24 protein-coding genes are annotated in these 23,920 nt (G+C 76.6%); 15 read left to right on the top strand and 9 right to left on the bottom strand.

Annotated elements, in window-relative coordinates:
• From G8D98_RS12425 to G8D98_RS12390, 8 genes are all read left to right on the top strand, one after another.
• Positions 1–946: (Fe-S)-binding protein (locus G8D98_RS12425; RefSeq protein WP_166103775.1), on the top strand; the 946-nt coding region annotated here is incomplete at its 5' end.
• 10 nt (positions 947–956) lie between these two features.
• Positions 957–1,871: an aldehyde dehydrogenase family protein gene (locus G8D98_RS12420; protein WP_166103772.1), complete on the top strand. Its 915-nt coding sequence runs from the start codon at positions 957–959 to the stop codon at positions 1,869–1,871.
• Between the two features lie 52 nt (positions 1,872–1,923).
• Positions 1,924–2,562, top strand: coding sequence for a uridine kinase family protein (locus G8D98_RS12415; RefSeq protein WP_166103770.1), 639 nt, complete (start codon positions 1,924–1,926; stop codon positions 2,560–2,562).
• A 161-nt stretch (positions 2,563–2,723) separates the two neighbouring features.
• Positions 2,724–3,725, top strand: a complete 1,002-nt coding sequence (locus tag G8D98_RS12410; RefSeq protein ID WP_166103766.1) for a hypothetical protein — start codon at positions 2,724–2,726, stop codon at positions 3,723–3,725.
• Entirely contained in the window at positions 3,722–4,339 is a 618-nt protein-coding gene (locus G8D98_RS12405) for a DUF4129 domain-containing protein (protein WP_166103763.1), read from the top strand. The genes G8D98_RS12410 and G8D98_RS12405 overlap by 4 nt, the downstream gene beginning before the upstream one ends.
• A complete protein-coding gene (locus G8D98_RS12400; protein ID WP_166103760.1) occupies positions 4,336–5,535 on the top strand; it encodes a DUF4350 domain-containing protein in 1,200 nt (399 codons plus the stop codon). The genes G8D98_RS12405 and G8D98_RS12400 overlap by 4 nt, the downstream gene beginning before the upstream one ends.
• Complete coding sequence (locus G8D98_RS12395) at positions 5,532–6,506, top strand: AAA family ATPase (protein WP_166103757.1); 975 nt, start codon at positions 5,532–5,534, stop codon at positions 6,504–6,506. Before G8D98_RS12400 ends, G8D98_RS12395 begins: the two co-directional genes overlap by 4 nt.
• Entirely contained in the window at positions 6,506–7,798 is a 1,293-nt protein-coding gene (locus tag G8D98_RS12390; protein ID WP_166103754.1) for a DUF58 domain-containing protein, read from the top strand. Before G8D98_RS12395 ends, G8D98_RS12390 begins: the two co-directional genes overlap by 1 nt.
• 11 nt (positions 7,799–7,809) lie before the next feature.
• Here G8D98_RS12390 and G8D98_RS12385 read toward each other — a convergent pair whose 3' ends face one another.
• Entirely contained in the window at positions 7,810–8,808 is a 999-nt protein-coding gene (locus tag G8D98_RS12385) for a stage II sporulation protein M (protein WP_166103751.1), read from the bottom strand.
• Positions 8,809–8,855: 47 nt separating this feature from the next.
• Here G8D98_RS12385 and G8D98_RS12380 point away from each other — a divergent pair, with 47 nt between their 5' ends.
• Positions 8,856–9,692 carry an RDD family protein gene (locus G8D98_RS12380; RefSeq protein ID WP_229661767.1) on the top strand — a complete coding sequence of 279 codons (837 nt, stop codon included), beginning with the start codon at positions 8,856–8,858 and terminating at the stop codon, positions 9,690–9,692.
• 11 nt (positions 9,693–9,703) lie between these two features.
• Here the strand turns inward: G8D98_RS12380 and G8D98_RS12375 are convergent, their stop codons facing one another.
• A complete protein-coding gene (locus tag G8D98_RS12375; RefSeq protein WP_166103748.1) occupies positions 9,704–10,789 on the bottom strand; it encodes an adenosine deaminase in 1,086 nt (361 codons plus the stop codon).
• 185 nt (positions 10,790–10,974) lie between these two features.
• Between G8D98_RS12375 and G8D98_RS12370 the strand changes: the two genes are divergently transcribed.
• Positions 10,975–11,130: a DUF6131 family protein gene (locus G8D98_RS12370; RefSeq protein WP_166103746.1), complete on the top strand. Its 156-nt coding sequence runs from the start codon at positions 10,975–10,977 to the stop codon at positions 11,128–11,130.
• 66 nt (positions 11,131–11,196) lie between these two features.
• Here the strand turns inward: G8D98_RS12370 and G8D98_RS12365 are convergent, their stop codons facing one another.
• Genes G8D98_RS12365 through G8D98_RS12350 form a run of 4 tightly spaced genes read right to left on the bottom strand, consistent with a single transcriptional unit; the run spans position 11,197 to position 14,690 of the window.
• Positions 11,197–12,504: a thymidine phosphorylase gene (locus G8D98_RS12365; RefSeq protein WP_166103743.1), complete on the bottom strand. Its 1,308-nt coding sequence runs from the start codon at positions 12,502–12,504 to the stop codon at positions 11,197–11,199.
• A 33-nt stretch (positions 12,505–12,537) separates the two neighbouring features.
• Entirely contained in the window at positions 12,538–12,945 is a 408-nt protein-coding gene (locus G8D98_RS12360) for a cytidine deaminase (RefSeq protein ID WP_373868493.1), read from the bottom strand.
• On the bottom strand, positions 12,942–14,159 hold the full coding sequence (locus G8D98_RS12355) for an amidohydrolase (protein WP_166103740.1): 1,218 nt from the start codon (positions 14,157–14,159) through the stop codon (positions 12,942–12,944). Before G8D98_RS12355 ends, G8D98_RS12360 begins: the two co-directional genes overlap by 4 nt.
• Positions 14,160–14,171: 12 nt before the next feature.
• Entirely contained in the window at positions 14,172–14,690 is a 519-nt protein-coding gene (locus tag G8D98_RS12350; protein ID WP_166103737.1) for a GbsR/MarR family transcriptional regulator, read from the bottom strand.
• 54 nt (positions 14,691–14,744) lie between these two features.
• On the opposite strand from G8D98_RS12350, the gene G8D98_RS12345 reads away from it, so the two are divergent.
• Together G8D98_RS12345 and G8D98_RS12340 are read left to right on the top strand one after the other, a co-directional pair.
• A complete protein-coding gene (locus tag G8D98_RS12345) occupies positions 14,745–15,662 on the top strand; it encodes an ABC transporter ATP-binding protein (protein ID WP_166103734.1) in 918 nt (305 codons plus the stop codon).
• Complete coding sequence (locus G8D98_RS12340) at positions 15,659–17,254, top strand: ABC transporter permease (RefSeq protein ID WP_166103731.1); 1,596 nt, start codon at positions 15,659–15,661, stop codon at positions 17,252–17,254. The genes G8D98_RS12345 and G8D98_RS12340 overlap by 4 nt, the downstream gene beginning before the upstream one ends.
• Positions 17,255–17,267: 13 nt before the next feature.
• On the opposite strand, the gene G8D98_RS12335 is transcribed toward G8D98_RS12340, so the two are convergent.
• Entirely contained in the window at positions 17,268–18,344 is a 1,077-nt protein-coding gene (locus G8D98_RS12335) for a mannose-1-phosphate guanylyltransferase (RefSeq protein WP_166103729.1), read from the bottom strand.
• 88 nt (positions 18,345–18,432) lie between these two features.
• On the opposite strand from G8D98_RS12335, the gene G8D98_RS12330 reads away from it, so the two are divergent.
• Entirely contained in the window at positions 18,433–19,605 is a 1,173-nt protein-coding gene (locus G8D98_RS12330) for a glycosyltransferase family 4 protein (protein WP_187566753.1), read from the top strand.
• Positions 19,606–19,629: 24 nt separating this feature from the next.
• Here G8D98_RS12330 and G8D98_RS12325 read toward each other — a convergent pair whose 3' ends face one another.
• Together G8D98_RS12325 and trpS are read right to left on the bottom strand one after the other, a co-directional pair.
• A complete protein-coding gene (locus G8D98_RS12325) occupies positions 19,630–20,142 on the bottom strand; it encodes a 2'-5' RNA ligase family protein (protein WP_166103724.1) in 513 nt (170 codons plus the stop codon).
• Between the two features lie 10 nt (positions 20,143–20,152).
• Positions 20,153–21,178, bottom strand: coding sequence for a tryptophan--tRNA ligase (gene trpS, locus G8D98_RS12320; protein ID WP_166103721.1), 1,026 nt, complete (start codon positions 21,176–21,178; stop codon positions 20,153–20,155).
• 41 nt (positions 21,179–21,219) lie between these two features.
• Between trpS and galK the strand changes: the two genes are divergently transcribed.
• Both galK and G8D98_RS12310 read left to right on the top strand, forming a co-directional pair.
• Positions 21,220–22,377 (top strand): galactokinase, encoded by a 1,158-nt coding sequence (gene galK, locus G8D98_RS12315; RefSeq protein WP_166103718.1) that lies wholly within the window; start codon positions 21,220–21,222, stop codon positions 22,375–22,377.
• 94 nt (positions 22,378–22,471) lie between these two features.
• Positions 22,472–23,911, top strand: a complete 1,440-nt coding sequence (locus tag G8D98_RS12310) for an HNH endonuclease signature motif containing protein (RefSeq protein WP_166103716.1) — start codon at positions 22,472–22,474, stop codon at positions 23,909–23,911.
• Positions 23,912–23,920: the final 9 nt, after the last annotated feature.

Raw genomic sequence — 23,920 nt, 5'->3', positions numbered from 1 at the left:
CGCCTCCACCGCGCTGACCACCGCGGACGCGCTGCCGCCGGCGCTCCCGGCCGCGGCCACCCGGCTGCTGCGGCGTCTCGCCGACCCGGACGTCGTGCCCGAGTGGTCCCGCGACCTGCCCCCCGGCGGGCACCGGCGGGCCGGGCGGACTCCGGCCCCGACGGCGCGCCCGGAGGCGGCCCGCTCCGAGGTCGTCCTCTTCACCTCGTGCACCGGCACGATGTTCGGGGCCGCCCCGCCCGGCCCGGGCGCCGGCGCGGCCCTGCGCGCCGTGTGCGAGCGGGCCGGGGTGCGCCTCGTCGCCCCGGAGAGCGGTTCGGGCCTGTGCTGCGGCACCCCGTGGCGCAGCAAGGGGATGGGCGAGGGGGCGCGCGCCATGGAGGAGCGCACGAGCGCCGCGCTGTGGGAGGCCACCCGCGGCGGGGAGCTCGACGTCGTCTGCGACGCCGCGTCCTGCTCCGAGGGCCTGCGCACCACGCTGGCGCGCACCCCGCCGCCGGGCGGGGCCGGGTCGGTGCGGGTGCGGGACGCCGTCGAGCTCGCCGCCACCGACCTCCTGGGGGCGCTGCCGCCGCCGCGGCGCGTCGGGCGTCTCGTGCTGCACCCGACGTGCTCGACCACCCGGCTCGGCGTCGACGAGCACCTGCGCCGCGTCGCCGAGGCGGTTGCCGAGGAGGTGGTCGTCCCCGCGGCCGCCGGGTGCTGCGGCTTCGCCGGTGACCGCGGGCTGCTCCACCCCGAGCTCACCGCGTCGGCCACCCGGGCCGAGGCCGCCGAGGTCGAGGGGCTCACCGCCGACGCGTACGTCTCCGCGAACCGCACGTGCGAGCTCGGCATGACCCGGGCGACCGGGCGGGACTACCGGCACGTCGTCGAGCTGCTCGAGCAGACCACCCGCCCGCGGCCGGGCCCGCACGGCGGCGGCACCGACCAGCCGCCTCGCTAGACTCGCCCGCATGCCGAGCGCCCAGCGGGTCGACGTCCGCAAGACCTACAAGCTCTACATCGGCGGGAAGTTCCCCCGCTCCGAGAGCGGCCGGTCCTACGAGGTGCTGGCCGCCCCGGCCGGCCGCCGCGGCACCCCCCGGTTCCTCGCGAACGCGGCGATGGGCTCGCGCAAGGACGCCCGCGACGCGGTCGTGGCCGCCCGCAAGGCCCAGCCCGGGTGGGCGGCGGCCACCGCCTACAACCGCGGGCAGGTGCTCTACCGGGTCGCCGAGGTCATGGAGGGCCGGCGGGCCCAGCTCGTCCAGGACGTCCGCGACGGCGAGGGCCTGACCGCCGCACGGGCGGAGGCGGTCGTCTCGGCGGCCGTCGACCGCTGGGTCTGGTACGCCGGCTGGTCGGACAAGTACCCCCAGGTGCTCGGGGGGCTGAACCCGGTGGCCGGCCCCTACTTCGACATCTCGGCGCCGGAGCCCACCGGCGTCGTCGCCGTGCTCGCGCCGCAGGCCTCCTCGCTGCTCGGGCTGGTGTCCGTCGTCGCGCCCGTCGTCGTCTCCGGGAACACCTGCGTCGTGCTCGCCTCGCAGGAGCGCCCGCTGCCGGCCGTCGACCTCGCCGAGTGCCTCGCGACGTCGGACGTGCCCGGCGGGGTCGTCAACATCGTCACCGGGCGCACCGCCGAGGTGGCCCCCTGGCTCGCGTCGCACCGCGACGTCAACGCGATCGACCTCACCGGCGCGGCCGGCGCCGAGGGCGTCGACTGGGGCGAGCTCGAGCGTGCGGCCGCGGACAACCTCAAGCGGGTGCTGCGCCCGGGGGGAACGGGCGAGGAGGCCCTCGAGCTTGACTTCGAGGCGGTGCCGGACCTCTCGCGGCTGACCACCTTCCTCGAGACCAAGACCGTCTGGCACCCCAAGGGGCGCTGACGCCTCTCCCGCCGTCACCCGGCCGCTCGAGAGGTCCCTAGACTGGCCACCCGTGGAGGAGCGGGCGAGCGACGGGCGCAGCGACCAGGGGACCACGACCGGCCGGCGCCGGGTCGTCGTCCTCGCCGGGCCCAGCGGTGCCGGCAAGTCCCGCCTGGCCGCCCGGCTGCACGCCGCCCGCGGCTGGCCGGTCTTCCGGCTGGACGACTTCTACCGGGACGCCGAGGACCCGGCCGCCCCGCGCCACCCCGAGCTCGGCATCGTCGACTGGGACCACCCGGGCAGCTGGGACGGCGACCGCGCCGTCGAGGCGCTGCGCGAGCTGCTCGACTCCGGTCGGTGCACGACGCCGGTCTACGACATCGCGACGAGCCGCGCGACGGGTCGTCGGGCCGTCACGGCCGGCCCCGACGACCTCGTCCTCGCCGAGGGCATCTTCGCCGCCGAGGTCATCGCCCGGCTCGAGGACGAAGGGATGCTGCACAGCGCCTGGTGCGTCCACCACCGCCCGGCCGTGACCTTCGTGCGGCGGCTGCTGCGCGACCTGCGCGAGCGCCGCAAGCCCCCGCTCGTGCTCGTGCGCCGCGGCTGGACCCTCATGCGCGACGAACCCGGCATCGTCGCCCGGCAGGCCGCACTGGGCGCCGCGGCCAGCCGCGCTCCGAGGGTCGAGCAGGAGCTGCTCGGCTAGGGTGGCGCCGTGATCGACGAGGGGGCCCGAGCATGAGCGACCAGCCCTGGGTCGCGCCGGGGTCCGGCCCCGGCGCACCGCCCCCCGCGCCGCCCTCGGGCCCGGCGCTCCCACCCGGCCTAGTCCCCCCGGCCGCACCACCGCCCCCGCCCTACCGCGCCGTGGAGTTCCGTCCCGGCATCGTCGCGCTGCGCCCCCTCGGCCTCGGTGACATCTACGGCGGAGTCCTGAAGTCGGTGCGGGGCAACCCGGCTGCGACGATCGGGCTCGCCGCGCTGACGAGCTTCGCCTTCCTCCTGCCGACGACGGCCCTCGGCGCCTGGCTCGCCGGGCGCTCGCAGTTCGACCTGCTCGGGGCCTCCAGCGCGTCGGACACCGTCCCGGACGGGTTCGGCCTGGCCGTCCTCGGCCAGTACCTCCCCTCGCTCGGGCAGGCGGCCTCCGGCATCCTGCTCGCCGGGTTCCTCGCCCAGGTCGTCGGGCAGGCCGTGCTGGGGCGCACGGTGGGCATGGGCGAGGTGTGGCGGGCCACCCGCGGCCGTCTCGCGCCCCTGGTCGGCGTGGTGCTCCTCACGGGCGTCGCCTCGCTCGTGCTCCTCGCGGTCGCCGTCGGGGTTCCCGTCGCGCTGTTCGTCGTCGCGGACCCCCAGGACGCCGCCGCGCGAGCGCTCGGGGCCATGGGGGTCGTGCTCGTCGTGCTGCTCGGCGTCGCCGGGGTCCTGGCCGTCGTCACGCGCTGGTCGCTCGCGACCCCGGCGATCGTCCTCGAGCGGGTCGGTGTCCTCACCGCGGTGCGCCGCTCCTGGGCCCTCGTGGGCGGCCCGCTGCGGGGCCCGTTCTGGCGGGTCTTCGGCATCCGCCTGCTCACCGCGCTCATCGTCGGGACGGCCGCCTACGTCATCGCCCTGCCGCTCTCGGTGCTCCTGCTCCTCCTCGCCGTCGGGGTCTCCAGCGCCGGCGACGGCCCGGACCTCTTCGTGCTCCAGACCGTGGTCTCGGGCATCGCCGCGCTCATCACCGGGGCCCTGACGACCCCCTTCAGCGCCGGGGTCGACGCGCTGCTCTACGTCGACCAGCGGATGCGCCTCGAGGGTCTCGACGTGCGGCTCATCCAGGCCGCTCAGGGCGCCACCGAGCCACCCTGGCCCCTGACCCGGCCATGACCCCGGCCGACGCGCCCCTCGACCCGAGCGCGGACCAGGCCCGGCGCTGGCTGACGGAGGAGCTCGCCGGCGCCGAGTACCACGCCCAGCCCTCGCTGCTCGAGCGGCTGCGGGAGTGGGTGGACCACCTCCTCGACGCGGCCCCCGGCACCGGGCTGCCCGCGGTCGCGGTCCCGGTGGCCGTGGGTCTCGTCCTCGCCGCGCTCGCCCTCGTCCTGTGGCGGGTCCTGCGCCGGGACGTGGGCAGCGCCGGCGCCGGGCGGGCCGCCCGGGTCCTCGACGTGCCCGACCTGCCGGCCTCGGCGCTGCGTGCCCGGGCCCGCGAGGCCCTGGCCCGGGGCCACTGGGACGGCGCGGTGCTCGACGGGCTGCGCGCCATCGCCCGCGGCGCCGTCGAGCGGGTCGTCCTCGACGACGCGCCGGGCCGCACCGCGCACGAGGTCGCCGCGGCGCTCGCCGAGCGCTTCCCCGCCGAGTCGGCGGCGCTGGCGGCGGCGGCCGACCGGTTCGACGCCGTCCGCTACGGGCACCGCAGGGCGAGCGAGGAGGCCGCCCACGCGGTCCTCGCCCTCGACGAGCGCCTCGAGACGGCGCGCCCGGTGCCGGTCGGATGACCGCCACCGCCGTCGCTCCCGCCGCGCTGGACGCCCCCCGGCTCGCCCGGCGCACCCGGGCCGTGCTCGGGTGGGCCCTGCTCGTCGTCCTCGGCGGCGTCCTCGTCGCCCTCGCGGCCGGTCGGCCCGCGCCGGAGGACTACCTCCACCCCGACGGGACCGGGCAGGGCGGCACCCGTGCCCTCGTCCAGGTGCTGCGCCAGCACGGGGTCACCGTCGACGTCGTCGAGCGCTCCGCCGACGCCGTCGCCGCCAGTGGCCCGGGGACCACGCTCGTCGTGGGCAACACCGACCTGCTCTCGGACACCGCGGCCCGGCGGCTGCTCGCCGGCACCACCGCCGCCGACCGGCTGGTCCTGCTCGACGCCTCGCCCACCGTGCTCGACGCCCTCGACCTCGGCCTCGCCGCCCGCAGCGCCGCCACGACGGCCGGTCCGGCCGGCTGCTCGGCCTCCTGGGTGCACCCCGGGGACGAGGTCACCCGGGTCACCTGGGAGATCGTGCCCACCGGCGGCGCCCTGCCCCCGGGGAGCGAGGGCTGCTTCCCGCTCGCCGGCGGGGACGCCGCGGGCGCTGTCGGCTACGCGGCGGTCGAGCTGCCGAGCACCGGGAGTCACCCGGCGCTCACCCTCGTCGGCTTCCCCGATGCCGCGACGAACCGCTTCGTCACCGAGTCCGCGCACGCGGGGCTCGTCGTGCGCCTGCTCGGGGGGTCGGCCCACGTGGTCTGGCTGCACGCCGACGACGAGGACCTCCTCGCCAACCCCTCGACGGCCCAGGAGCCGGTGTGGCCGGCGTGGACCGGGCCGGGGCTCGTCGTGGCCACCCTCGCCCTGCTCGCCTTCGCCGTCGCCCGCGGCCGCCGCCTCGGCCGGCTCGTGCCCGAGCCCCTGCCGGTGGTCGTGCGCGCCGTGGAGACCACCGAGTCGCGTGCCGAGCTCTACCGGGCCGCCGCCGACCACGCCCGCGCCGCCGCCGTCCTGCGGCAGGCGAGCAGCCGGCGGCTCGCGCGCCGCCTGGGCCTCGCACCGGGTGTCGACGCCGACGCGCTCCTCGCCGCGGTCGCCGCGGCCACCGGCACGGACCCGCCCGAGGTGGCCGCGCTCCTCCACGGGCCCGCGCCCGCCGACGAGGCCGCGCTCGTCACCCTCGCCCGCCAGCTCACCCACCTCGAGGAGAAGGTCCGCACGCCATGACCGAGACCCCCACCACCCCCGCGCCCGACGCCCGCGCGGCCCTCGTCCGGGTCCGCGACGAGGTGGCCAAGGCCGTCGTCGGCCAGGACGCCGCCGTCGCCGGGCTGCTCGTCGCCCTGCTCTGCCGCGGCCACATCCTCCTCGAAGGGGTGCCGGGGGTCGCCAAGACGCTGCTCGTGCGCTCGCTCGCGGCGGCGCTCGACGTCGACACCAAACGCGTCCAGTTCACCCCGGACCTCATGCCCGGCGACCTCACCGGCTCGCTCGTCTACGACGCCCGGGCCAGCGAGTTCGAGTTCCGCCCCGGGCCGGTCTTCACCCACCTGCTGCTCGCCGACGAGATCAACCGGACACCGCCGAAGACCCAGGCCGCGCTGCTCGAGGCGATGGAGGAGCGCCAGGTGTCGGTCGACGGCACCCCGCACGCGCTGCCCTCGCCCTTCCTCGTCGCCGCGACCCAGAACCCCGTCGAGTACGAGGGCACCTACCCTCTCCCCGAGGCCCAGCTGGACCGCTTCCTGCTCAAGGTGGTCCTGCCGGTGCCGGACCGCGAGGACGAGGTGGCCGTCCTGCGCCGGCACGCCGGGGGGTTCGACCCGCGCGACCTGGGCGCCGCGGGGATCGCCTCCGTCGCCGGCGCGGCCGACATCGAGGCGGGCAGCGCCGCCGTCCGCGAGGTCGAGGTCTCCGAGGAGGTCCTCGGCTACGTCGTCGACATCGCCCGCGCGACCCGGACGTCCCCGTCGCTGGCCCTCGGGGTCTCGCCGCGGGGGGCCACCGCGCTCCTCGCGACGAGCCGGGCCTGGGCGTGGCTGAGCGGCCGTGGCTACGTGACGCCCGACGACGTCAAGGCGCTCGCCGTGGCCACCCTGGCCCACCGGCTCATGCTCCGGCCCGAGGCCGAGCTCGAGGGCACCTCGGTGACCTCCGTCCTGCACAGCGTCCTCGCGTCGGTGCCCGTGCCCCGCTGATGGCGCTCACGACGCGCGCCGCCGCGCTGCTCCTGCTCGGGCTCGTCCCGGTCGTGCTCCGGCCGGCGGCCTCGACGGTGCTCGCCTGGGTGGTCCTCTGGCTCCTCGCCGTGCTCGCCGACCTCGTCCTCGCGGCCTCGCCGAGCGCGCTGCGTCTGACCCGCGAGGACCCGGCGCTCCAGGTGCGCCTCGGCGAGCCGGTGAGCGCGAGCCTCGTCCTGGAGAACACCGGCGGCCGGCACGCCACGGGGCTCCTGCGCGACGCCTGGCCACCCTCGGCGGGCGGGAGCCCGAGCCGCCACGGGCTCGCGGTGCCGCCCGGCGAGCGACGGCGCGTGACGACGGTCCTCACCCCGACCCGGCGGGGCGACCGCAGCGCCGACCGGGTCACCGTGCGTCTCGCCGGCCCGCTCGGGCTCGCCGCCCGCCAGCGCTCCGTCGAGGTCCCGGGCCGGGTCCGGGTGCTGCACGCCTTCCCCTCGCGCCGGCACCTGCCGAGCCGGCTCGCGGTGCTGCGCGAGCTCGACGGCCGCGCGGCGGTGCGCACCCGGGGCCAGGGCACCGAGTTCGACAGCCTGCGCGACTACGTCGACGGCGACGACGTGCGCTCCATCGACTGGCGGGCCACCGCGCGACGCCGGCACCTCGTCGTGCGCACCTGGCAGCCGGAGCAGCACCGGCGGGTCGTCCTCGTCCTCGACACCGGGCGCACGAGCGCCGGGCGGGTCGGCGACGCGCCCCGGCTGGACGCCGCCATGGACGCGGCGCTGCTGCTCACCGCGCTCGCCGGCCACGCCCACGACCGGGTCCAGGTCGTCGCCGGCGACCGCCGGGTCCACGCCCGGGTGGCCGGCAGCGACCGGGCACGGCTGCTCCACGACGTCATCAGCACCCTCGCCCCGCTCGACGCCCAGGTGGTCGAGACCGACTGGGGCGTACTCGCCGCCGAGGTCGCGCGCTCGACCCACCGCTCCCTCGTCGTCCTCCTCACCCCGCTGGAGCCGGCCGCCGTCGAGGAGGGGCTGCTCCCCGCCCTGCCGACGCTCGTGGCCCACCACCGGGTCGTCGTGGCCTCGGTGAGCGACCCCCTGGTCGAGGCGATGCGGACCGCACGCGAGGGGTCCGCCGAGGTGTGGGACGCCGCGGCCGCCGAGCGCACCGCGGCGCTGCGGGAGGGCACGGCCGAGGCCCTGCGCCGGCTCGGGGTGGACGTCCTCGACGCGCCGCCGGACGAGCTGCCGGTGCGGCTGGCCGACCACTACCTCGCGCTCAAGCGCGAGGGGCTGCTCTAGCCGCCCCGCCGTCAGCCGGCGACGGGCAGGGCGTCGCCGAGGTCGCGCCGGGCGACGAGGTCGCCGGTGGCGCCGCGGGCGGCCGCCGCCCGGCCGACGACGAAGACGTAGAGGACGAAGGCGCTCTCGGCGAGGACGCCGATGGCGATCCGCGCCCACGTCGGCAGCCCGGACGGGGTGACGAAGCCCTCGATGACGCCGCTGACGAAGAGGACCACGGCCAGGCCCATGGCGGTGCCCACCCCGGAGCGTGCCTCGCGGGCCAGCGACCGCCCCCGCGGCAGCGCACCCGGGCTCACCCAGGCCCAGCAGATCCGCAGCCCGGCGGCGGCGGCGACGAAGACCGCGGTCAGCTCGAGCAGCCCGTGCGGGAGGATGAGCCCGAAGAACAGGGCCGTGCGGTCGTGGTAGGCCATGAGCGCACCCGCGACACCGACGTTGAGCACGTTCTGCGCGAGGACGTAGAACACCGGCAGGCCGAGCACGCCCAGGGCGATGACCTGGGCCGCGACCCAGGCGTTGTTCGTCCACACCAGGCCGGTGAAGTCGAGGTGGGCGTACTGCGAGTAGTACTGCTCGAAGTCGGTGCCGACGAACTGCTCGACCTCCTCCGGCGTCATCATCGAGGTCCACACCCGCGGGTGGGAGTACGCGTACCACCCGACGAGCACGGCGAAGGCGACGTTGGCGAGCGCGGTGCTCACCCACCACCACCGCAGCCGGTAGAGCCCGGCGGGGAAGGTCGTCGTGAAGAAGCCGGCGAGCGCGCGCCAGGTGCTCGTGCGCCGTCCGGCGGTCGCGAACCGGGCCCGGGCCACGAGCGAGGACAGGTGCGTGACCACCGAGGGGTCCGGGCTGGCGGAGCGGACGACGGACAGCTGGGTCGAGACCCGCTGGTAGAGGTCGAGCAGCTCGTCGGCCTCCGCGCCGGTGAGCCGGCGCCGCCCGACGAGGGCCTCCAGCCGGTTCCACTGCGCCTGGTGGGCGGCCACGTAGGCGTCGAGGTCCACGGCGCCAGCGTAGGCGACCGCCCGGCCGGCCCGGCTAGCCTGGCGGTGTGGAGCACACCGGGGGCCGCGAGGTCGCCTACCGCGCGTACGCCTCCGAGGACGTGGTCACCGGCGAGGGCGTCGCCGTCGAGCTGCCGGTCGCGGGGACGATGACCCGGGCGGCGGCCGGCCTGCTCGACCTCGTCGTCGCCGTCGTGCTGCTCGTCGCGATGAGCTGGGGGGTCGGGCTGCTCGTCGCCGGCTCGAGCCCGGCGGTGGCCACCGCCCTGCGGCTCGTCGGCGCGGTCGCCGTCGTCGTCGGGCTGCCCGCCGCGGTCGAGACCCTCACCCGGGGGCGGACGCTCGGCAAGGTCGCCCTCGGGCTGCGGGTGGTGCGCGACGACGGGGGGCCGATCACCGCCCGGCACGCCCTCACCCGGGCCCTCGTCGGGGCGGTCGAGATCTGGCCGCCCCTCACCGGCGTCCCGGCGCTCGTCACCTCCGTGGTCCACCCCCGCAGCAAGCGGCTCGGCGACCTCGCCGCCGGCACCTACGTCGTCCGGCAGCGCTCCCGGATGCGGCTCGCACCGCCCCCGCAGATGCCGCCGCCGCTCGCCGGCTGGGCGGTGGCGGCCGACCTCGCGGCGCTGCCCACGGGGCTCACGGTCGCCGTGCGGCAGTTCCTCGGCCGGGCGGCGACGCTCGCCCCCGCCTCGCGCGAGCCGCTCGCTCGCGAGCTGCTCGCCGAGGTCCTGCGCTACGTCGCGCCGGCACCGCCGGCGGGGTTCCACCCCGAGTACGTCCTCGCGGCGGTCCTCGCCGAGCGCCGCCGCCGTGACGGGGAGCGGCTGGCCCGCGAGGACGCGCTGCGGCGCCGGGTGCTCGCGCCGGACCCGCTCGGCTGAGGCGGGGGCCCTCAGGCGCCGAGCGCGGCGTACCCGGGCTTGAGGACGTGCTCGATGAGCTCGAGCCGCTCGTCGAACGGCAGGAACGCCGACTTCATCGCGTTGACCGTCACCCACCGCAGGTCCTCGAGGTCCCACCCGGCCTCGTCGACGAGCAGCTGCATCTCCCGGGACATCGACGTGCCGGACATCAGCCGGTTGTCGGTGTTCACCGTGACCCGGAACCGGAGCCGCTTGAGCAGGGTGATCGGGTGGGTGGCCACCGACTGCGCGGCCCCGGTCTGCACGTTGGAGCTCGGGCACATCTCGAGCGGGATCCGCCGGTCGCGGACGTAGGCGGCCAGCCGGCCGAGCCGGGCCTGCCCGTCGGCCGTCAGCTCGATGTCGTCGACGATGCGCACCCCGTGGCCGAGGCGGTCGGCCCCGCACCACTGGATGGCCTCCCAGATGCTCGGCAGCCCGAAGGCCTCCCCGGCGTGGATCGTGAAGTGGGCGTTCTCGCGCCGCAGGTACTCGAAGGCGTCGAGGTGGCGGGTGGGCGGGAAGCCGGCCTCGGCACCGGCGATGTCGAAACCGGCGACGCCGCGGTCGCGGTAGGCGACGGCGAGCTCGGCGATCTCCCGGCTGTTCGCGGCGTGCCGCATCGCGGTGAGCAGGGCCCGCACCCGGATCGGCGTGCCCGCGGCCGCCGCCTGCGCCTCGCCCTCCCGGAAGCCGGCGAGCACCGCCTCGAGCACCCGCTCCAGGCTCAGCCCACCCTCGATGTGCAGCTCGGGGGCGAACCGGGACTCGGCGTAGACCACGCCGTCGTCGGCGAGGTCGAGGGCGCACTCGCGGGCGACGCGGGTCAACTGCTCCTCGGTCTGCATGACCGCCACGGTGTGCGAGAACGTCTCGAGGTAGCGCTCCAGGGAGCCGGAGTCCGCGGCGTCGCGGAACCACGTGCCGAGCGCCTCGGGCTCGCTCGTCGGCAGGCCCGCGTATCCGGCGGAGCGGGCGAGGTCGACGACGGTCGCCGGGCGCAGACCGCCGTCGAGGTGGTCGTGCAGCAGCACCTTGGGTGCCCGGCGCACGGCGGCCGGGGTCGGCACGGTCATGCCGCGCCCCCGCCGGTCGAGCGGGTCCTCGGTGTCCTCGGCGCGTGCTCCACGGCGCTCACCCTAGCGACCCCGACCGGGGCCGGCCGGACGCCCGGGCCGGCGAACCTGTGCGTCCGTCCGGGCCACCGGTGACAGGTCCGGCCGCTAGCGTGGCAGCGCCATCGACCAGAAAGGGTCCACCCGTGATCGTTCTCGGCATCATCCTGCTCATCATCGGCCTCGTCGCCAAGATCTCCGTCCTCACGACGATCGGCGTCATCCTCGTCGTCGTCGGTGCCGTCCTGGCCATCCTCGGCTCGACCGGCCGCGCCATCGGCGGCCGCCGGCACTGGTTCTGAGCCGGACCGCCACCGGACGCCGCCCCGCATACCGCGGGGCGGCGTCCGTCGTCCCGGTCCGGGTGCTCAGCCGGCGTCGTCAGTGGCGGCGATACGGTCGATGACGACCGGCCCGAGCGCGGGGCGCGAGCCCTCGGGCGCGACGAACACGGCTCCCTGAAGCGCCTCCTCGGCCCGGGCGAAGCGCTCCGGAGTGTCGGTGTGCAGGGTCATCATCCGCTCCCCGGCCCGCACCACCGCGCCCGGCTTGACGTGCAGCTCGACCCCGGCACCGGCCTGCACCGGGTCCTCCTTGCGGGCCCGCCCGGCACCGAGTCGCCAGGCGGCGACCCCGACGGCGTAGGCGTCGAGCTGGGTGACCACCCCGTCGGCCGGCGCGAGCACGTCCTCGGTGTGCCGGGCGGTGGGCAGCGGCGCGTCCGGGTCCCCGCCCTGGGCCGAGAGCATCCGCCGCCACACGTCCATCGCCCGGCCGTCCTCGAGCGCGGCGCGCACGTCCTGGCCTCCCCGGCCCGCGGCCTCGAGCATCTCCTCGGCCAACCGCACCGTGAGCTCGACGACGTCGCGCGGGCCCCCGCCGGCGAGCACCTCCACCGACTCGCGCACCTCGAGGGCGTTGCCCGCGGTCAGACCGAGCGGGGTGGACATGTCGGTGAGCAGCGCGACGGTCCGCACACCGGCGTCCGTGCCGAGGTCGACCATCGTGCGGGCCAGCTCGCTCGCGTCCTCGCGGGTCTTCATGAACGCGCCGCTGCCGACCTTGACGTCGAGGACGAGCGCCCCGGTGCCCTCGGCGATCTTCTTGCTCATGATCGAGGAGGCGATCAGCGGGATCGCCTCGACGGTGCCGGTGACGTCGCGCAGCGCGTAGAGCTTCTTGTCGGCCGGGGCCAGGCCGGAGCCGGCGGCGCAGACCACGGCACCGACGTCCTCGAGCTGGCGCAGCATCGCCTCGGTGGGCAGCGACGCCTGCCAGCCGGCGACCGACTCGAGCTTGTCGAGCGTGCCCCCGGTGTGCCCGAGCCCCCGGCCGGACAGCTGGGGCACGGCGACGCCGAAGACCGCGACGAGTGGTGCGAGCGGGAGGGTGATCTTGTCGCCGACGCCCCCGGTGGAGTGCTTGTCGGCGGTGGGGCGGGAGAGGCCGGAGAAGTCCATCCGCTCCCCGCTGGCGATCATCGCGCCGGTCCACGTCGCGATCTCCCGCCGGGTCATGCCGTTGAGCAGCACCGCCATGGCGAGCGCGCTCATCTGCTCGTCGGCGACGACGCCGCGGGTGTAGGCGTCGAGCACCCACTGGATCTCGGCGTCGGCGAGCTCGCGGCGGTCGCGCTTGTGGACGATGACGTCGACGGCGTCGAAGGCTTCGGTCATCGGCCCATCATCGCAGGACGGGACCGCCCGGCCTCAGGGGCGGCGGCCGGCGAGGTCGTCCGCGCCGAACGCCTGCGGGAGCACCTCGCGCATCGGCAGGTCGCCGGCCGGGGTGCGCAGCACCGTCTCGGGCGTCCCGTTCTCCCACAGCAGCTGGCGGCAGCGACCGCACGGCATGAGGGTCTCCCCCCGCCCGTCGAGGCACCAGACGGCGACGAGCCGGCCACCGCCGGTGGCGTGCAGTGCCGAGACCATGCCGCACTCGGCGCACAGGGTGACCCCGTAGGCGGCGTTCTCGACGTTGCACCCGGACACGACCCGGCCGTCGTCGACGAGCCCGGCCACCCCGACGGGGAAGTCGCTGTAGGGGCAGTAGGCGAGCGCGGTCATCCGGACCGCCTCGGCCCGCAGCGCCTCCCAGTCGACGGCGGGCACGCTCACGCGTCGTCCTCGGACACGGCTCGTCGGGCGTCGAGCCCGCGGACCACCGCAGCCGTGGCGAGCAGCCGGGCCCCGTGGGCGACGGCGCGCTCGTCGACGACGAGGTCGCCCTGGTGCAGGTCGTAGGTCGGGCCGCCGGGGGTGCGCGTGCCGAGCCGGGCCATCGCGCCATGGCAGTGCTCGAGGTACCACGCGAAGTCCTCGCCCCCGAGCGACTGGGCCGTCGGGACCGGTCGGACGTGGCTGGCGAGCGCCGCCCGGCGCAGCGCGGAGATGCCGTCGGCGGTGTTGACGACCGGGGGCACCCCGCGCAGCCGCTCGACCTTGGCCTGCACCCCGTAGGGCTGGACGACGCCGTGGACGATCTCCTCGAGCAGCGGCCCGACGGTGAGCCAGGACTCGGCGTCGAGCATCCGCAGGGTGCCGCGGCACTCGCCCGTCGACGGGATGACGTTGGCGACCCGGCCGGCCTGGACGGTGCCCCACACCAGGGCCGCCCCGGTGCGCGGGTCGAGGCGGCGCCCGAGGACGGCCGGCACGTCGGTGACGACTTTGGCGAGCGCGTAGACGAGGTCCTCGGTCAGCTGGGGGCGCGAGGTGTGCCCGCCCCGGCCGTGGAGGGAGACGACGAGCTGGTCGGAGGCCGCGGTCAGCGGACCCTCGCGCAACCCGACCTCGCCGACGTCGATGCTCGGGTCGCAGTGCACGGCGAAGATCGTGTCGACCCCCTCGAGCACGCCGGCCTCGATCGCCTCGAGGGCACCGCCGGGCATGACCTCCTCGGCGGCCTGGACGACGGCGCGCACGGCGATGCCACGCTCGGTGAGCGAGTCCTCGACGCCGCGCAGCGCGGTGAGGGCCCCGACGAGGGCGGCGACGTGGACGTCGTGGCCGCAGGCGTGGCACACCCCCTCGGTGCGCGAGGCCCACTCCAGCCCCGAGCGCTCGGTGACCGGGAGGGCGTCCATGTCGGCGCGCAGGGCCACGCGGTGGGTCGGCTCCGGCGCGCCGAGGTCGGCGACGAGACCGGTCCCGGGCAGCCGCCGGACCGCGACCCCGGCGGTCTCGAGGCAGGCGGCCACGGCGTCGGTCGTGCGCGTCTCCTCGCGGGACAGCTCGGGGTGGGCGTGGAGGTCCCGCCGGAGGTCGATGAGCTCGGGTGACAGCGAGGTGATGCGCTCGCCGAGTGCGGCGAGGAGGGCATCGTCGTTCATCAGGAGCCGAGTCTAGCCCGGCGCCTCCGCTGCCGGCCCGGCCGCCTGGCGTTGCTCCCAGCGGGCCGCGATGCCGTTCATCTCCTCGGTGACGAACTCGAGGAACTCGACCGAGAGCCCGAGGCGTCTGCCGGCCCGACTGTCCGGGCCGACGTCCTCGCGGGCCAGGGCGAGTGCGGTGATGATCGGCGCGTGGATCCGGGTGGTCGCGACGGTGGCGTCGTGCCAGGCGTCGTCCTCGACGACGTAGACGTCGCGGCGCGACCCGCGCTCGCGCTCGCGCCGGATCCAGCGCAGCCCGGCGAGGTAGCGCACGGCCCCCGAGACGGCCGCCGGGCTGACGTGGAGGAGCTCGACGAGCTCGGCCGAGGTGAGCCGCCCGGAGTCGGTGGCGAGCAGCGCCGCGAACACCCGGGCCGGCTGCATCGGCACACCGGACTGGGCGAGCGTGCCGCCGAGCCGCTCGACGACGCGCCGGACGACCTCCTGCGGGGTGTCCCGCGGTGCACCGGGATGTCGCTCGGTCGCCATGGACGCGACTTTACAACATTCACAATTTTGTGAATACGGTGTAGCGTCGACGAGGTGACCGACGCCATCACCATCCGCGGACTGCGCAAGACCTTCGGGCGCACCGTCGCCCTGGACGGCCTCGACCTCACCGTCCGCGAGGGCGAGGTCCACGGCTTCCTCGGCCCCAACGGCGCCGGCAAGTCCACGACCATCCGCGCCCTGCTCGGCCTGCTGCGGGTCGACGCCGGCACCGCCCGGGTCCTCGGCCGAGACCCGTGGCGGGAGGCCACCGCCCTCCACCGCGACCTCGCCTACGTCCCCGGCGACGTCGTCCTGTGGCCGACCCTCTCCGGTGGGGAGACCATCGACCTGCTCGGGCGCCTGCGGGGCGGGGTCGACGAGGAGCGCCGCCGCCGGCTCGTCGCGCGCTTCGAGCTCGACGAGACCAAGAAGGGCAAGGCGTACAGCAAGGGCAACCGGCAGAAGGTGGCGCTCGTCGCCGCGCTCGCCAGCCGGGTCCCCCTGCTCGTCCTCGACGAGCCGACGGCCGGGCTGGACCCCCTCATGGAGCAGGTCTTCCAGGACGAGCTGGCCGCGCTGCGGGCCGAGGGGCGCACGACGCTGCTCTCCAGCCACATCCTCAGCGAGGTCGAGCGCGCCTGCGACCGGGTGAGCATCGTGCGGGCCGGCGTCGTCGTCGAGAGCGGGAGCCTGGAGCACCTGCGCCGGCTCACCCGCACCCGGGTGCAGGCCACCGTCGAGGACACCCCGACCCGGGCGGAGGCCGCCGGCTGGCCCGGGGTCGCCGACGTGGCCCTCCAGGACGGCCGGCTCTCGTGCACCGTCGACGCCGAGCACCTCGGCGGCCTCGTCGCCGAGCTCGCCCGCCGCCGGGTGGCGGGCCTGACCTGCCAGCCCCCCTCGCTCGAGGAGCTCTTCCTCGCCCGGTACGAGGGGGGCTCACCGGTGCCCGCGCAGGCACGGGCATGACCCGCCTCGCCGGCCTGCGTGACCTGCTGCGGCTGGCCTGGCGGCGCGACCGGGTCATCGTCCCGTCGAGCGTCGCGGGGCTCGTCCTGCTCTCGGTGGGGTCGGCGCAGGCCACCCTCGCCCTCTTCCCCGACGACGACTCGGCGGTCGCGGGGCTGGCGGACATCGTCGCCAACCCCGCGCTCGTGGCGATGTACGGCCCGATCAGCGCCGCCGACGCCGACGCACTCGCCGTCTTCAAGACCGTGATGATGGGCGCGGTGCTCACCGCCGTGCTCGCGCTCGTCGTGCTCCGGCGGCACACCCGCACCGAGGAGGAAGAAGGCCGCCTCGAGCTCGTCGGGGCCGGCGTCGTCGGGCGCTGGGCGCCGTTGGCAGCCGGGGTCCTCGTCGCGACGAGCGCGGTGCTGCTCGCGAGCGGCCTGTCCGCCCTCGGGCTGCTCGGCCTGGGGATGGACCCGGCCGGCTCGCTCGCCTTCGGTGTCGCCTGGGCGACCGCGGGGCTGGCCCAGGTGGGCGTCACCGCGCTGGCGGTCCAGCTGGCCTCGACCACTCGCGGCGCCGGTGGGCTGGCGTTCGGCGCGCTGGGTGCCGCCTACCTGCTGCGCGCGGCCGCCGACTCCGTCGACGGCGGCGTCGTGCACGCCCTCGGCTGGCTCTCCCCCCTCGGCTGGGCCGGCCGCGTCGAGCCCTACGGGCGCGACCGGACATGGGTGCTCGCGCTCGGGCTCGGCGCCCTCGTCCTCGGGGTCGCGGCAGCCCTCGTCGTCCTCGACCGGCGCGACCTCGGCGGGGGCGTGCTCCCGACACGCACCGGTCGTGCCCGGGCGGGCCGGGCCCTCTCCGGGCCCCTCGGGCTGGTCTCGCGGCTCGCGACGGGGACGCTCCTCGGGTGGGTCGTCGGGCTGGCCGCCGGCGGCGTCGTCCTCGGTTCGCTGCTCGGCGCGGTGGGCGACCTCTCCTCGAGCCCGCAGATGCAGCGCTTCCTCGAGGCGCTCGGCGGGTCGGCGGGCACGCTCGAGGAGGTCTACCTGGCCACCGAGAGCCGCTTCGTCGCGGTCGCCATCGCCGCCGGGGGCATCGCCCTCGTCCTGCGCCTGGGCGCCGCGGAGCGCCTCGGGCTCGGCGAGGCCGTGCTCGCGACCCCGACGAGCCGGACGCGCTGGTACGCGGCCCACGTCGCGCTCGCGGTCGGCGCGACGACCCTGTTCACGCTCGTCGTCGGCGGTGCGGTCGCGCTCGTCGGCCCCCGGGCCAGCGAGGACGCACCGGGCGCCGGAGCCGTCCTCGGCGCGTTCCTCGCCACCCTGCCCGCGGTCTGGCTGCTCGTCGCGGCCGCGGCGCTGCTCGTCGGGGCCCGCCCCCGGTTCGCCCCGCTGGCCTGGGCGGTGCTCCTCGTCGGCTTCGTCGTCGGCGAGCTCGGGCCGACCATGGACCTGCCCGGATGGCTCGTCGACCTCTCGCCGTTCGCCCACCTCGGCCAGCTGCCCGGTGGGGAGTTCGCCGCCCTCGCGGCGGCGGTCATGACCGTCCTCGCCGCGGGCCTCGTCGGCGGTGGCGGGGTGGCCTACGCCCGCCGCGACCTCGCCTGAGCCCCGCTGCCGGCTAGAGCAGGTCCTCGCGACCGGCCGCGCGCAGGGCGTCGACGACGGCCTTGACCTCCTGCGCGCGCTCGCGGGTGGTCACGAGCACGGCGTCCGGGGTGTCGACGACGACGAGGTCCTCCACCCCGAGCAGCGCGACCTGCCGGCCCCCGGAGGGCACGACGACCCCCGTCGCGTCGAGAGCCACGACGTCAGGGGCCGCACCGAGCACCCGCACCCCGCCGTCGTCCGGCAGCAGCCGCCCGAGGCTGCGGAAGTCGCCGACGTCCTCCCACCGGAAGGCCGCCGGGACGACGGCCACGTGCCCGGCGGCCGCGGCCGGCTCGGCGACGGCGTGGTCGATGGCGATCCGCGGTAGGCCGGGCCAGATCTCCGCCAGCCGCGAGCGGTCGGCCGCGATCGCGCGCAGACCGTCGGCGAGCTCGGGGTGCCACCGCTGCAGGAGGTCGAGCAGGACGCTCGCCCGGACGACGAACATGCCGGCGTTCCAGCGGTACCGGCCCGAGCCGAGGTAGGCGCGCGCTCGCTCCGCGTCCGGCTTCTCGACGAACTCCACCGCGCGCAGCGCCGTGGGGAAGGGCTCGAGCGGCTCGCCGGCACGGATGTAGCCGAAGCCGGTGGCCGGGTGGGTCGGCTCGACCCCGAGGGTGACGAGACGCCCCGCGCGGGCGACCTCCACGGCCTCGCGCACCGCCGCCTGGAAGGCCTCGGCATCGGGGATGACGTGGTCGGCGGCGAAGGAGCCGATGACCGCCTCGGGATCCTCGCGCTCGACGACCGCGGCCGCCAGCCCGATCGCGGCCATCGAGTCACGCGGCTCCGGCTCGGCGAGGACCCGGTCGCCCGCGAGCCCGGGCAGCTGGTCGCGCACGGCGTCGGCGTGCGCCTCGCCGGTGACGACGAGAGCGCGCTCGGCGCTCAGCGGGGCCAGCCGCTCGAGGGTCTCCTGCAGCAGCGAGCGCCCGCTGCCGGTGAGGTCGAGGAGGAACTTCGGGTGCCCGGCCCGGCTCAGCGGCCACAGCCTCGTCCCGGCCCCCCCGGCGGGAACGACCGCCCAGAATACCGCGAGGTCACCCATGGCGCCGAGGGTAGCCCGTCACCCAGTCGTCATCCGACACGCACCGGGCCGTCGCCGGGGGGTCGCCGGCCCTCGGGAGCGTGGACCCGTGCGCATCGTCGTCGTCACCGAGTCCTTCCTCCCCACGCTCAACGGGGTCACCACGAGCGTGTGCCGGGTGCTCGAGTGCCTCACCGCGGCCGGTCACCGGGTCTCGGTGGTCTGCCCACGCCCCGCGCCGGCCGAGTACGCCGGTGCCGTGGTCCACGCCGTCCCGTCGGTACCGGTGCGCTCGTTCCCGACGGGCATCCCGACCGGTGCCGTGCGGGCCGTCCTCGAGGCCGTCCGGCCCGACGTCGTCCACGTCGCCTCGCCCTTCGTCCTCGGGGCCCGGGCGCTGCGCGAGGCCGACGAGCTGGGCATCCCCTCGGTCGCCGTCTACCAGACGGACATGCCGAGCTACCTGGCCCAGCACGCACCGACGCTCATCGGGCCGGGGGCCGCCGGCGCCGCGTGGCGGTGGGTGCGACGGGTCCACGACCTGGCCGACCTCACCCTCGCCCCCTCGACCCCGACCGCGGCCGAGCTCGCGGCGCATGGCGTCCGGGACGTCGCCCGGTGGGGCCGCGGGGTCGACACGGCCCTCTTCCACCCCGACCGTCGCACGGCCGTGGCGGGCGCGCGCGGCGAGCTCGCGCCGGACGGCGAGGTGCTCGTCGGCTACGTCGGGCGGCTCGCGCCGGAGAAGGAGCTCGGTCGGCTCGTCGACGTGGCCCGCGTCCCGGGGACGCGGCTCGTCGTCGTCGGCGACGGGCCGAGCCGGGCGCGGGTGGCCGCGCGCCTCGCCGAGGCGGTCGCCTCGACGCCCGGCCGCCCCAACCGGCCGCCGGTCCTGCTCGGGCAGCGCTCCGGCGAGGCGCTCGCGCAGGCCTACGGGCTGCTCGACGTCTTCGTCCACACCGGCACCCGGGAGACCTTCGGGCAGACCCTCCAGGAGGCGCACGCGAGCGGCCTGCCCGTCGTGGCGCCGGCGCGCGGCGGCCCGCTCGACCTCGTCGAGCACGGCCGGACCGGCCTGCTCGCCGACCCCGACCGGGCCGGTGACCTCGCCGACCGCGTCCGCACGCTCGTCCTCGACCCCGGTCTGCGGGCGCGGATGGGCCGGGCCGGGCGCGCGGCCGTCGAGGGACGCACCTGGGCGTCGCTGACCGAGGAGCTGCTCGGCCACTACCGCGCGGTGGCCGGCGCCCACCCGCGGCGGCGGGTCCGCCGCGCCGCCTGAGCGGCCCCGCCGCGCAGGCGGGGCTCAGCCGCCCAGTGGCAGCGAGCGCACGACCCGCCAGACACCGTCCTCGGCGTGCTCGTAGAGCTCGACGCTCGTCACCGTGAAGTCGCACCGGAACCCGGCCAGCCCGGTGTAGGCGCGGTCGAGGGCGTCGTCGTCGAGGTGGTGCGCCACGGTGACGTGCGGGTGGTAGGGGAAGTCGAGCGCCCGTTCGACCGGCCCGGAGCGGATCTGGCGCTCGAGCTGCTCGCAGTGGGCGATGCCCGCGGAGACCTGGACGAAGACCACCGGCGAGACCGGCCGGAAGGTGCCGGTGCCGTGGAGCACGACGGTGAACGGCTCGTGCCCGGCGCACACGGACTCGAGGTGCTCGACGAAGGCGTCGTGGTCCTGCGGCGGGACGGCCGTCGGCGGCATCAGCGTGACGTGCGGCGGGATGGACGCGGCCATGGGGTCCCCGAACCCGGCCCGGGCGGACTGCAGCTGGGTGCTCCAGGGCTCGGGGACGGACACGGCCACACCGTGCACCGGCATCGGGGCCTCCTCAGCGGGCCGCCGGCAGGAGGCCGACGGCGTCGCGGACCCGGGTCATCGTCGCGTGCGCCACCTCGCCGGCACGCGCGGCACCGTCGGCGAGGATGCGGTCCAGCTCCGCCGGGTCGCCGAGCAGCTCGTCCATCCGCGTGCGGAAGGGCTCGACGGCGGCGAGGACCACCTCGGCCACCTCCTTCTTGAGGTCGCCGTACCCGTGCCCGGCGAACCGGGCCTCGAGCTCGGCGACCGGGGTGCCCGAGAGGACCGAGTGGATGACGAGGAGGTTGGAGACGCCCGGCTTGGCCGCGGGGTCGTAGCGCACCTCGGCCTCGGTGTCGGTGACCGCCGACATCACCTTCTTGCGCAGCCGGTTCGGCTCGTCGCCGAGCAGGAGCAGGCCCTTGTCCGGCGAGCTCGACCCGGACATCTTCGACGTCGGGTCGGTCAGCTCCATGATCTTGGCCGACTCCTTGACGATGTACGGCTCCGGCACGGTGAGGGTGGGCCCGAACCGGGTGTTGAACCGCTCGGCGAGGTCGCGGGTGATCTCGAGGTGCTGGCGCTGGTCCTCCCCGACCGGCACGTACGCCGCGTCGTACATGAGGATGTCGGCCGCCATGAGCATCGGGTAGGTGAACAGCCCGACGTTGGCGTTCTGCCCCTTGCCGACCTTGTCCTTGAACTGGGTCATCCGGCTGGCCTCGCCGAACCCGGTGAGGCAGTTCATGACCCAGCCGAGCTCCGCGTGGGCGGCGACGTGGCTCTGGCAGAAGACCGCCGAGCGCTGCGGGTCGACCCCCCCGGCGATGAACTGCGCAGCCGTGACCCGGGTGCGGCGACGCAGCACCTCGGGGTCGGTGGGGACGGTGAGCGCGTGCAGGTCGGCCACGAAGTAGTAGGCGTCGAAGTCCTCCTGGAGCCCCACCCAGTTCACGAGCGCCCCGAGGTAGTTGCCGAGGTGGAGCGAGTCGCTCGTCGGCTGCATCCCCGAGAGGATGCGGGGGCGTGCGGCATCGGAGGTGGGGTGGGCGGGCATGCCCCCATTGTGCCCTGGCCGGCCTGCCTAGACTCACTCGCATGACCAGCGCCGCCGAGACCCATCGCGACGTCTTCGGCTCGGCGCCGCAGGGGGTGTGGTCGGCCCCCGGGCGGGTCAACCTCATCGGCGAGCACACCGACTACAACGGCGGCCTGGCCCTGCCGATCGCCCTGCCGCAGCGCACGACCGCGGCGTGCTCACCGCGACCGGACGACCTCTTGCGCGTGCACTCGGCCCACGAGGGCGAGACGGTCGAGGTGCCGCTCGGCGAGGTCGGGCCCGGCAGCCCCGAGGGCTGGCCGGCCTACGTCGCCGGGGTGCTCTGGGCGCTGCGCGAGGCCGGTGGGGCCGTGCGGGGGCTCGACGTCACGGTGACGAGCGAGGTACCCCTCGGTGCGGGCCTGTCGAGCTCGGCCGCGCTGGAGTGCGCGGTCGGCGCCGCGGCCAGCGACCTGTTCGACCTCGGCCTGCTCGCCGACGCCGCCTCCCGCGGGCGGCTCGCGGACGCCTGCGTCCGCGCCGAGAACGAGGTGGCGGGCGCCGCGACCGGCGGGATGGACCAGTCGGCCGCGCTGCTGTGCCAGGAAGGGGCCGCCCTGCTGCTCGACTGCCGCGACGGCGCGACCGAGCAGGTCCCGTTCGACCTGGAGGCCGCCGGGATGGTGCTGCTCGTCACCGACACGCGGGCGGCGCACTCGCTCTCGGACGGCCAGTACGAGCAGCGCCGGCGCGCCTGCGAGCGGGCCGCGCACGAGCTCGGTGTGCAGACGCTGCGAGAGGTGGCGCCCGGGGGCCTCGAGGAGGCCCTGGCCCGGCTGTCGGGCGACGAGCTGCGCCGGCGGACCCGGCACGTCGTCACGGAGATCGCGCGGGTCGAGGCCGCCGTGGGCGCGCTGCGCGCCGGCGACCTCGAGGAGGTGGGGCGGCTGTTCACCGCCTCGCACGCCTCGCTGCGCGACGACTACGAGGTCAGCTGCGCCGAGCTCGACGTGTCGGTCGAGGCGGTCGAGGCGGCGGGCGCGCTCGGGGCCCGGATGACCGGTGGGGGCTTCGGCGGGTCGAGCATCGCCCTCCTCCCGGCGGGGTCCGCCGAGGCAGCCGTCGACGCCGTGGGTGCCGCCTTCGCCGCCCGCGGTTGGGCAGAGCCGGCGTGCTTCAGGGTGACGGCGGGCGGCGCGGCTGGTCGCGACGCCTGACGGGCGTCCAAAACCCTTGAGCAGAGGGCAAACCCACCGGAACTCACCCGGCCGAGAGGCTTGCTTTTCGAACGCGTGTTCGGTATCCTGGAGCATGGCCAGGGGAACCCTCGATCTCGCGGAGCACCGCTCCCGTCTCGAGGCTGCCCGCAGCGCGCTGACGGGTCTCGCGGAGGTGCTGCACGAGGCGTCCGGGCCGGAGCTGGCCGAGGTGATGGGCCTGGTCGACGGCGTCGCGGCGGGGGCTGAGGCGGCGCGGGTCGAGGTGGCGGTGGAGGCCGCACGGCGCGGTGAGTGCACCGGCGGGGGCGTGCACGGCTGGGTGCGCGAGCACGCGCCCGCCACCCGGCAGGGCAGCGCCGGCCACGTCGCCCGCCTCGTGCAGGAGGTGACCGCGCAGGACACCGGCGTGCAGCGCGTCGACCCGGAGCCGTCGAGCCCGCTCGGCGTCGTCTGGGGCGCGGTCCGCTCCGCGCGGGTGTCGGCCCCGGTCGCCACGGCGGTCCTGAGGGAGTCCACGCGGCTCGTCCCCGTGCTCACCCCGGAGGCGGTCCCCACCGTGACCTCGGCGCTGGTCGACCTCGTCGAGCAGTGGGGCCCGGCGATGATGCGGCGGCTGCGCCCTCGCCTGCTCGCCGACCACGGCCGCGTCGGCGTCCTGGACGAGCTGCACGAGCGCCTCGCCGCCTCCGCCCGCCTGTCCGCGCCGCACGTCGAGTCCGCGGACCTCACCGAGTACCAGCTGTGGATGACCCCGGAGCAGGCCGCCGCCCTCGAGGCCGCCATCGGTCCGCTCTCGGCGCCCGCGCCCAACCCCGAGAGCGGGGAGCGCGACCTCCGGCCGGCCGGTCAGCGCCGGGTCGAGGCACTGACCGCTGTGTGCCGCCGGTCGAGCGCCCTCGACGCCGAGCGCGCCGGGGCGGACGGCCCGGCGGGGTCCTGGTCCGCGGTGCACCTCACCATCCCCGCCGGCGACCTCCTCGCGGGCACGGGCGCCGCCGAGGTCCTCGGGTCGGTCGCCACCGGCACCCTCCTCCCCCACGCCGGGCTGCGGCGGGCTGCGTGCGACACCGCGCTCGTCGCGCACGTCCTCGGCGCCGACGGGGAGCCCCTCGCCCTCGGCCGGACCGTCCGCCTCTTCACCCGCGCCCAGCGCCGTCACCTCTGGCTGCGCGACCGCGGCTGCAGCTACCCGGGCTGCACCGCACCCGCGGCCTGGGCCGAGGCCCACCACCTCACGCACTGGGCCGACGGCGGGCGGTCTGACGTCGGCAACGCCGCCCTGCTCTGCCCCAGCCACCACACCCACGTCCACCGGAGGCGGCTCGCGGGCACCGTCACCGGGGCGGGCGTCTCCTGGGACCTCACCCCCGGCTCCTACGACGCGGCCCTCCGGGCCCGCCCACCCGAGCCCGCCGGACGGGCACCCGACCCACCACCCGGCCCGCCGCCGGTCCCCGAGGACCCCTCGCTCGACCTCGAGCAGTGGTGGGCCGAGCTCACCGAGGACGACTGGGCCGCCCGCGCCGCCTGACACCCCGCT

The organism is Phycicoccus endophyticus, from assembly GCF_011326735.1.
In the GTDB taxonomy this organism is placed as follows: domain Bacteria; phylum Actinomycetota; class Actinomycetes; order Actinomycetales; family Dermatophilaceae; genus Phycicoccus; species Phycicoccus endophyticus.
This window is presented reverse-complemented; position numbering and strand designations above follow the sequence as displayed.

Excerpts from the sequence above, each read along its gene's own strand:
- G8D98_RS12420 (WP_166103772.1), top strand. The coding sequence starts at position 957 with ATGCCGAGCGCCCAGCGGGTCGACGTCCGCAAGACCTACAAGCTCTAC.
- G8D98_RS12405 (WP_166103763.1), top strand. The coding sequence starts at position 3,722 with ATGACCCCGGCCGACGCGCCCCTCGACCCGAGCGCGGACCAGGCCCGG.
- G8D98_RS12400 (WP_166103760.1), top strand. The coding sequence starts at position 4,336 with ATGACCGCCACCGCCGTCGCTCCCGCCGCGCTGGACGCCCCCCGGCTC.
- G8D98_RS12395 (WP_166103757.1), top strand. The coding sequence starts at position 5,532 with ATGACCGAGACCCCCACCACCCCCGCGCCCGACGCCCGCGCGGCCCTC.
- G8D98_RS12390 (WP_166103754.1), top strand. The coding sequence starts at position 6,506 with ATGGCGCTCACGACGCGCGCCGCCGCGCTGCTCCTGCTCGGGCTCGTC.
- G8D98_RS12375 (WP_166103748.1), bottom strand. The coding sequence starts at position 10,789 with ATGACCGTGCCGACCCCGGCCGCCGTGCGCCGGGCACCCAAGGTGCTG.
- G8D98_RS12365 (WP_166103743.1), bottom strand. The coding sequence starts at position 12,504 with ATGACCGAAGCCTTCGACGCCGTCGACGTCATCGTCCACAAGCGCGAC.
- G8D98_RS12355 (WP_166103740.1), bottom strand. The coding sequence starts at position 14,159 with ATGAACGACGATGCCCTCCTCGCCGCACTCGGCGAGCGCATCACCTCG.
- G8D98_RS12350 (WP_166103737.1), bottom strand. The coding sequence starts at position 14,690 with ATGGCGACCGAGCGACATCCCGGTGCACCGCGGGACACCCCGCAGGAG.
- G8D98_RS12340 (WP_166103731.1), top strand. The coding sequence starts at position 15,659 with ATGACCCGCCTCGCCGGCCTGCGTGACCTGCTGCGGCTGGCCTGGCGG.
- G8D98_RS12335 (WP_166103729.1), bottom strand. The coding sequence starts at position 18,344 with ATGGGTGACCTCGCGGTATTCTGGGCGGTCGTTCCCGCCGGGGGGGCC.
- G8D98_RS12325 (WP_166103724.1), bottom strand. The coding sequence starts at position 20,142 with ATGCCGGTGCACGGTGTGGCCGTGTCCGTCCCCGAGCCCTGGAGCACC.
- trpS (WP_166103721.1), bottom strand. The coding sequence starts at position 21,178 with ATGCCCGCCCACCCCACCTCCGATGCCGCACGCCCCCGCATCCTCTCG.
- galK (WP_166103718.1), top strand. The coding sequence starts at position 21,220 with ATGACCAGCGCCGCCGAGACCCATCGCGACGTCTTCGGCTCGGCGCCG.
- G8D98_RS12310 (WP_166103716.1), top strand. The coding sequence starts at position 22,472 with ATGGCCAGGGGAACCCTCGATCTCGCGGAGCACCGCTCCCGTCTCGAG.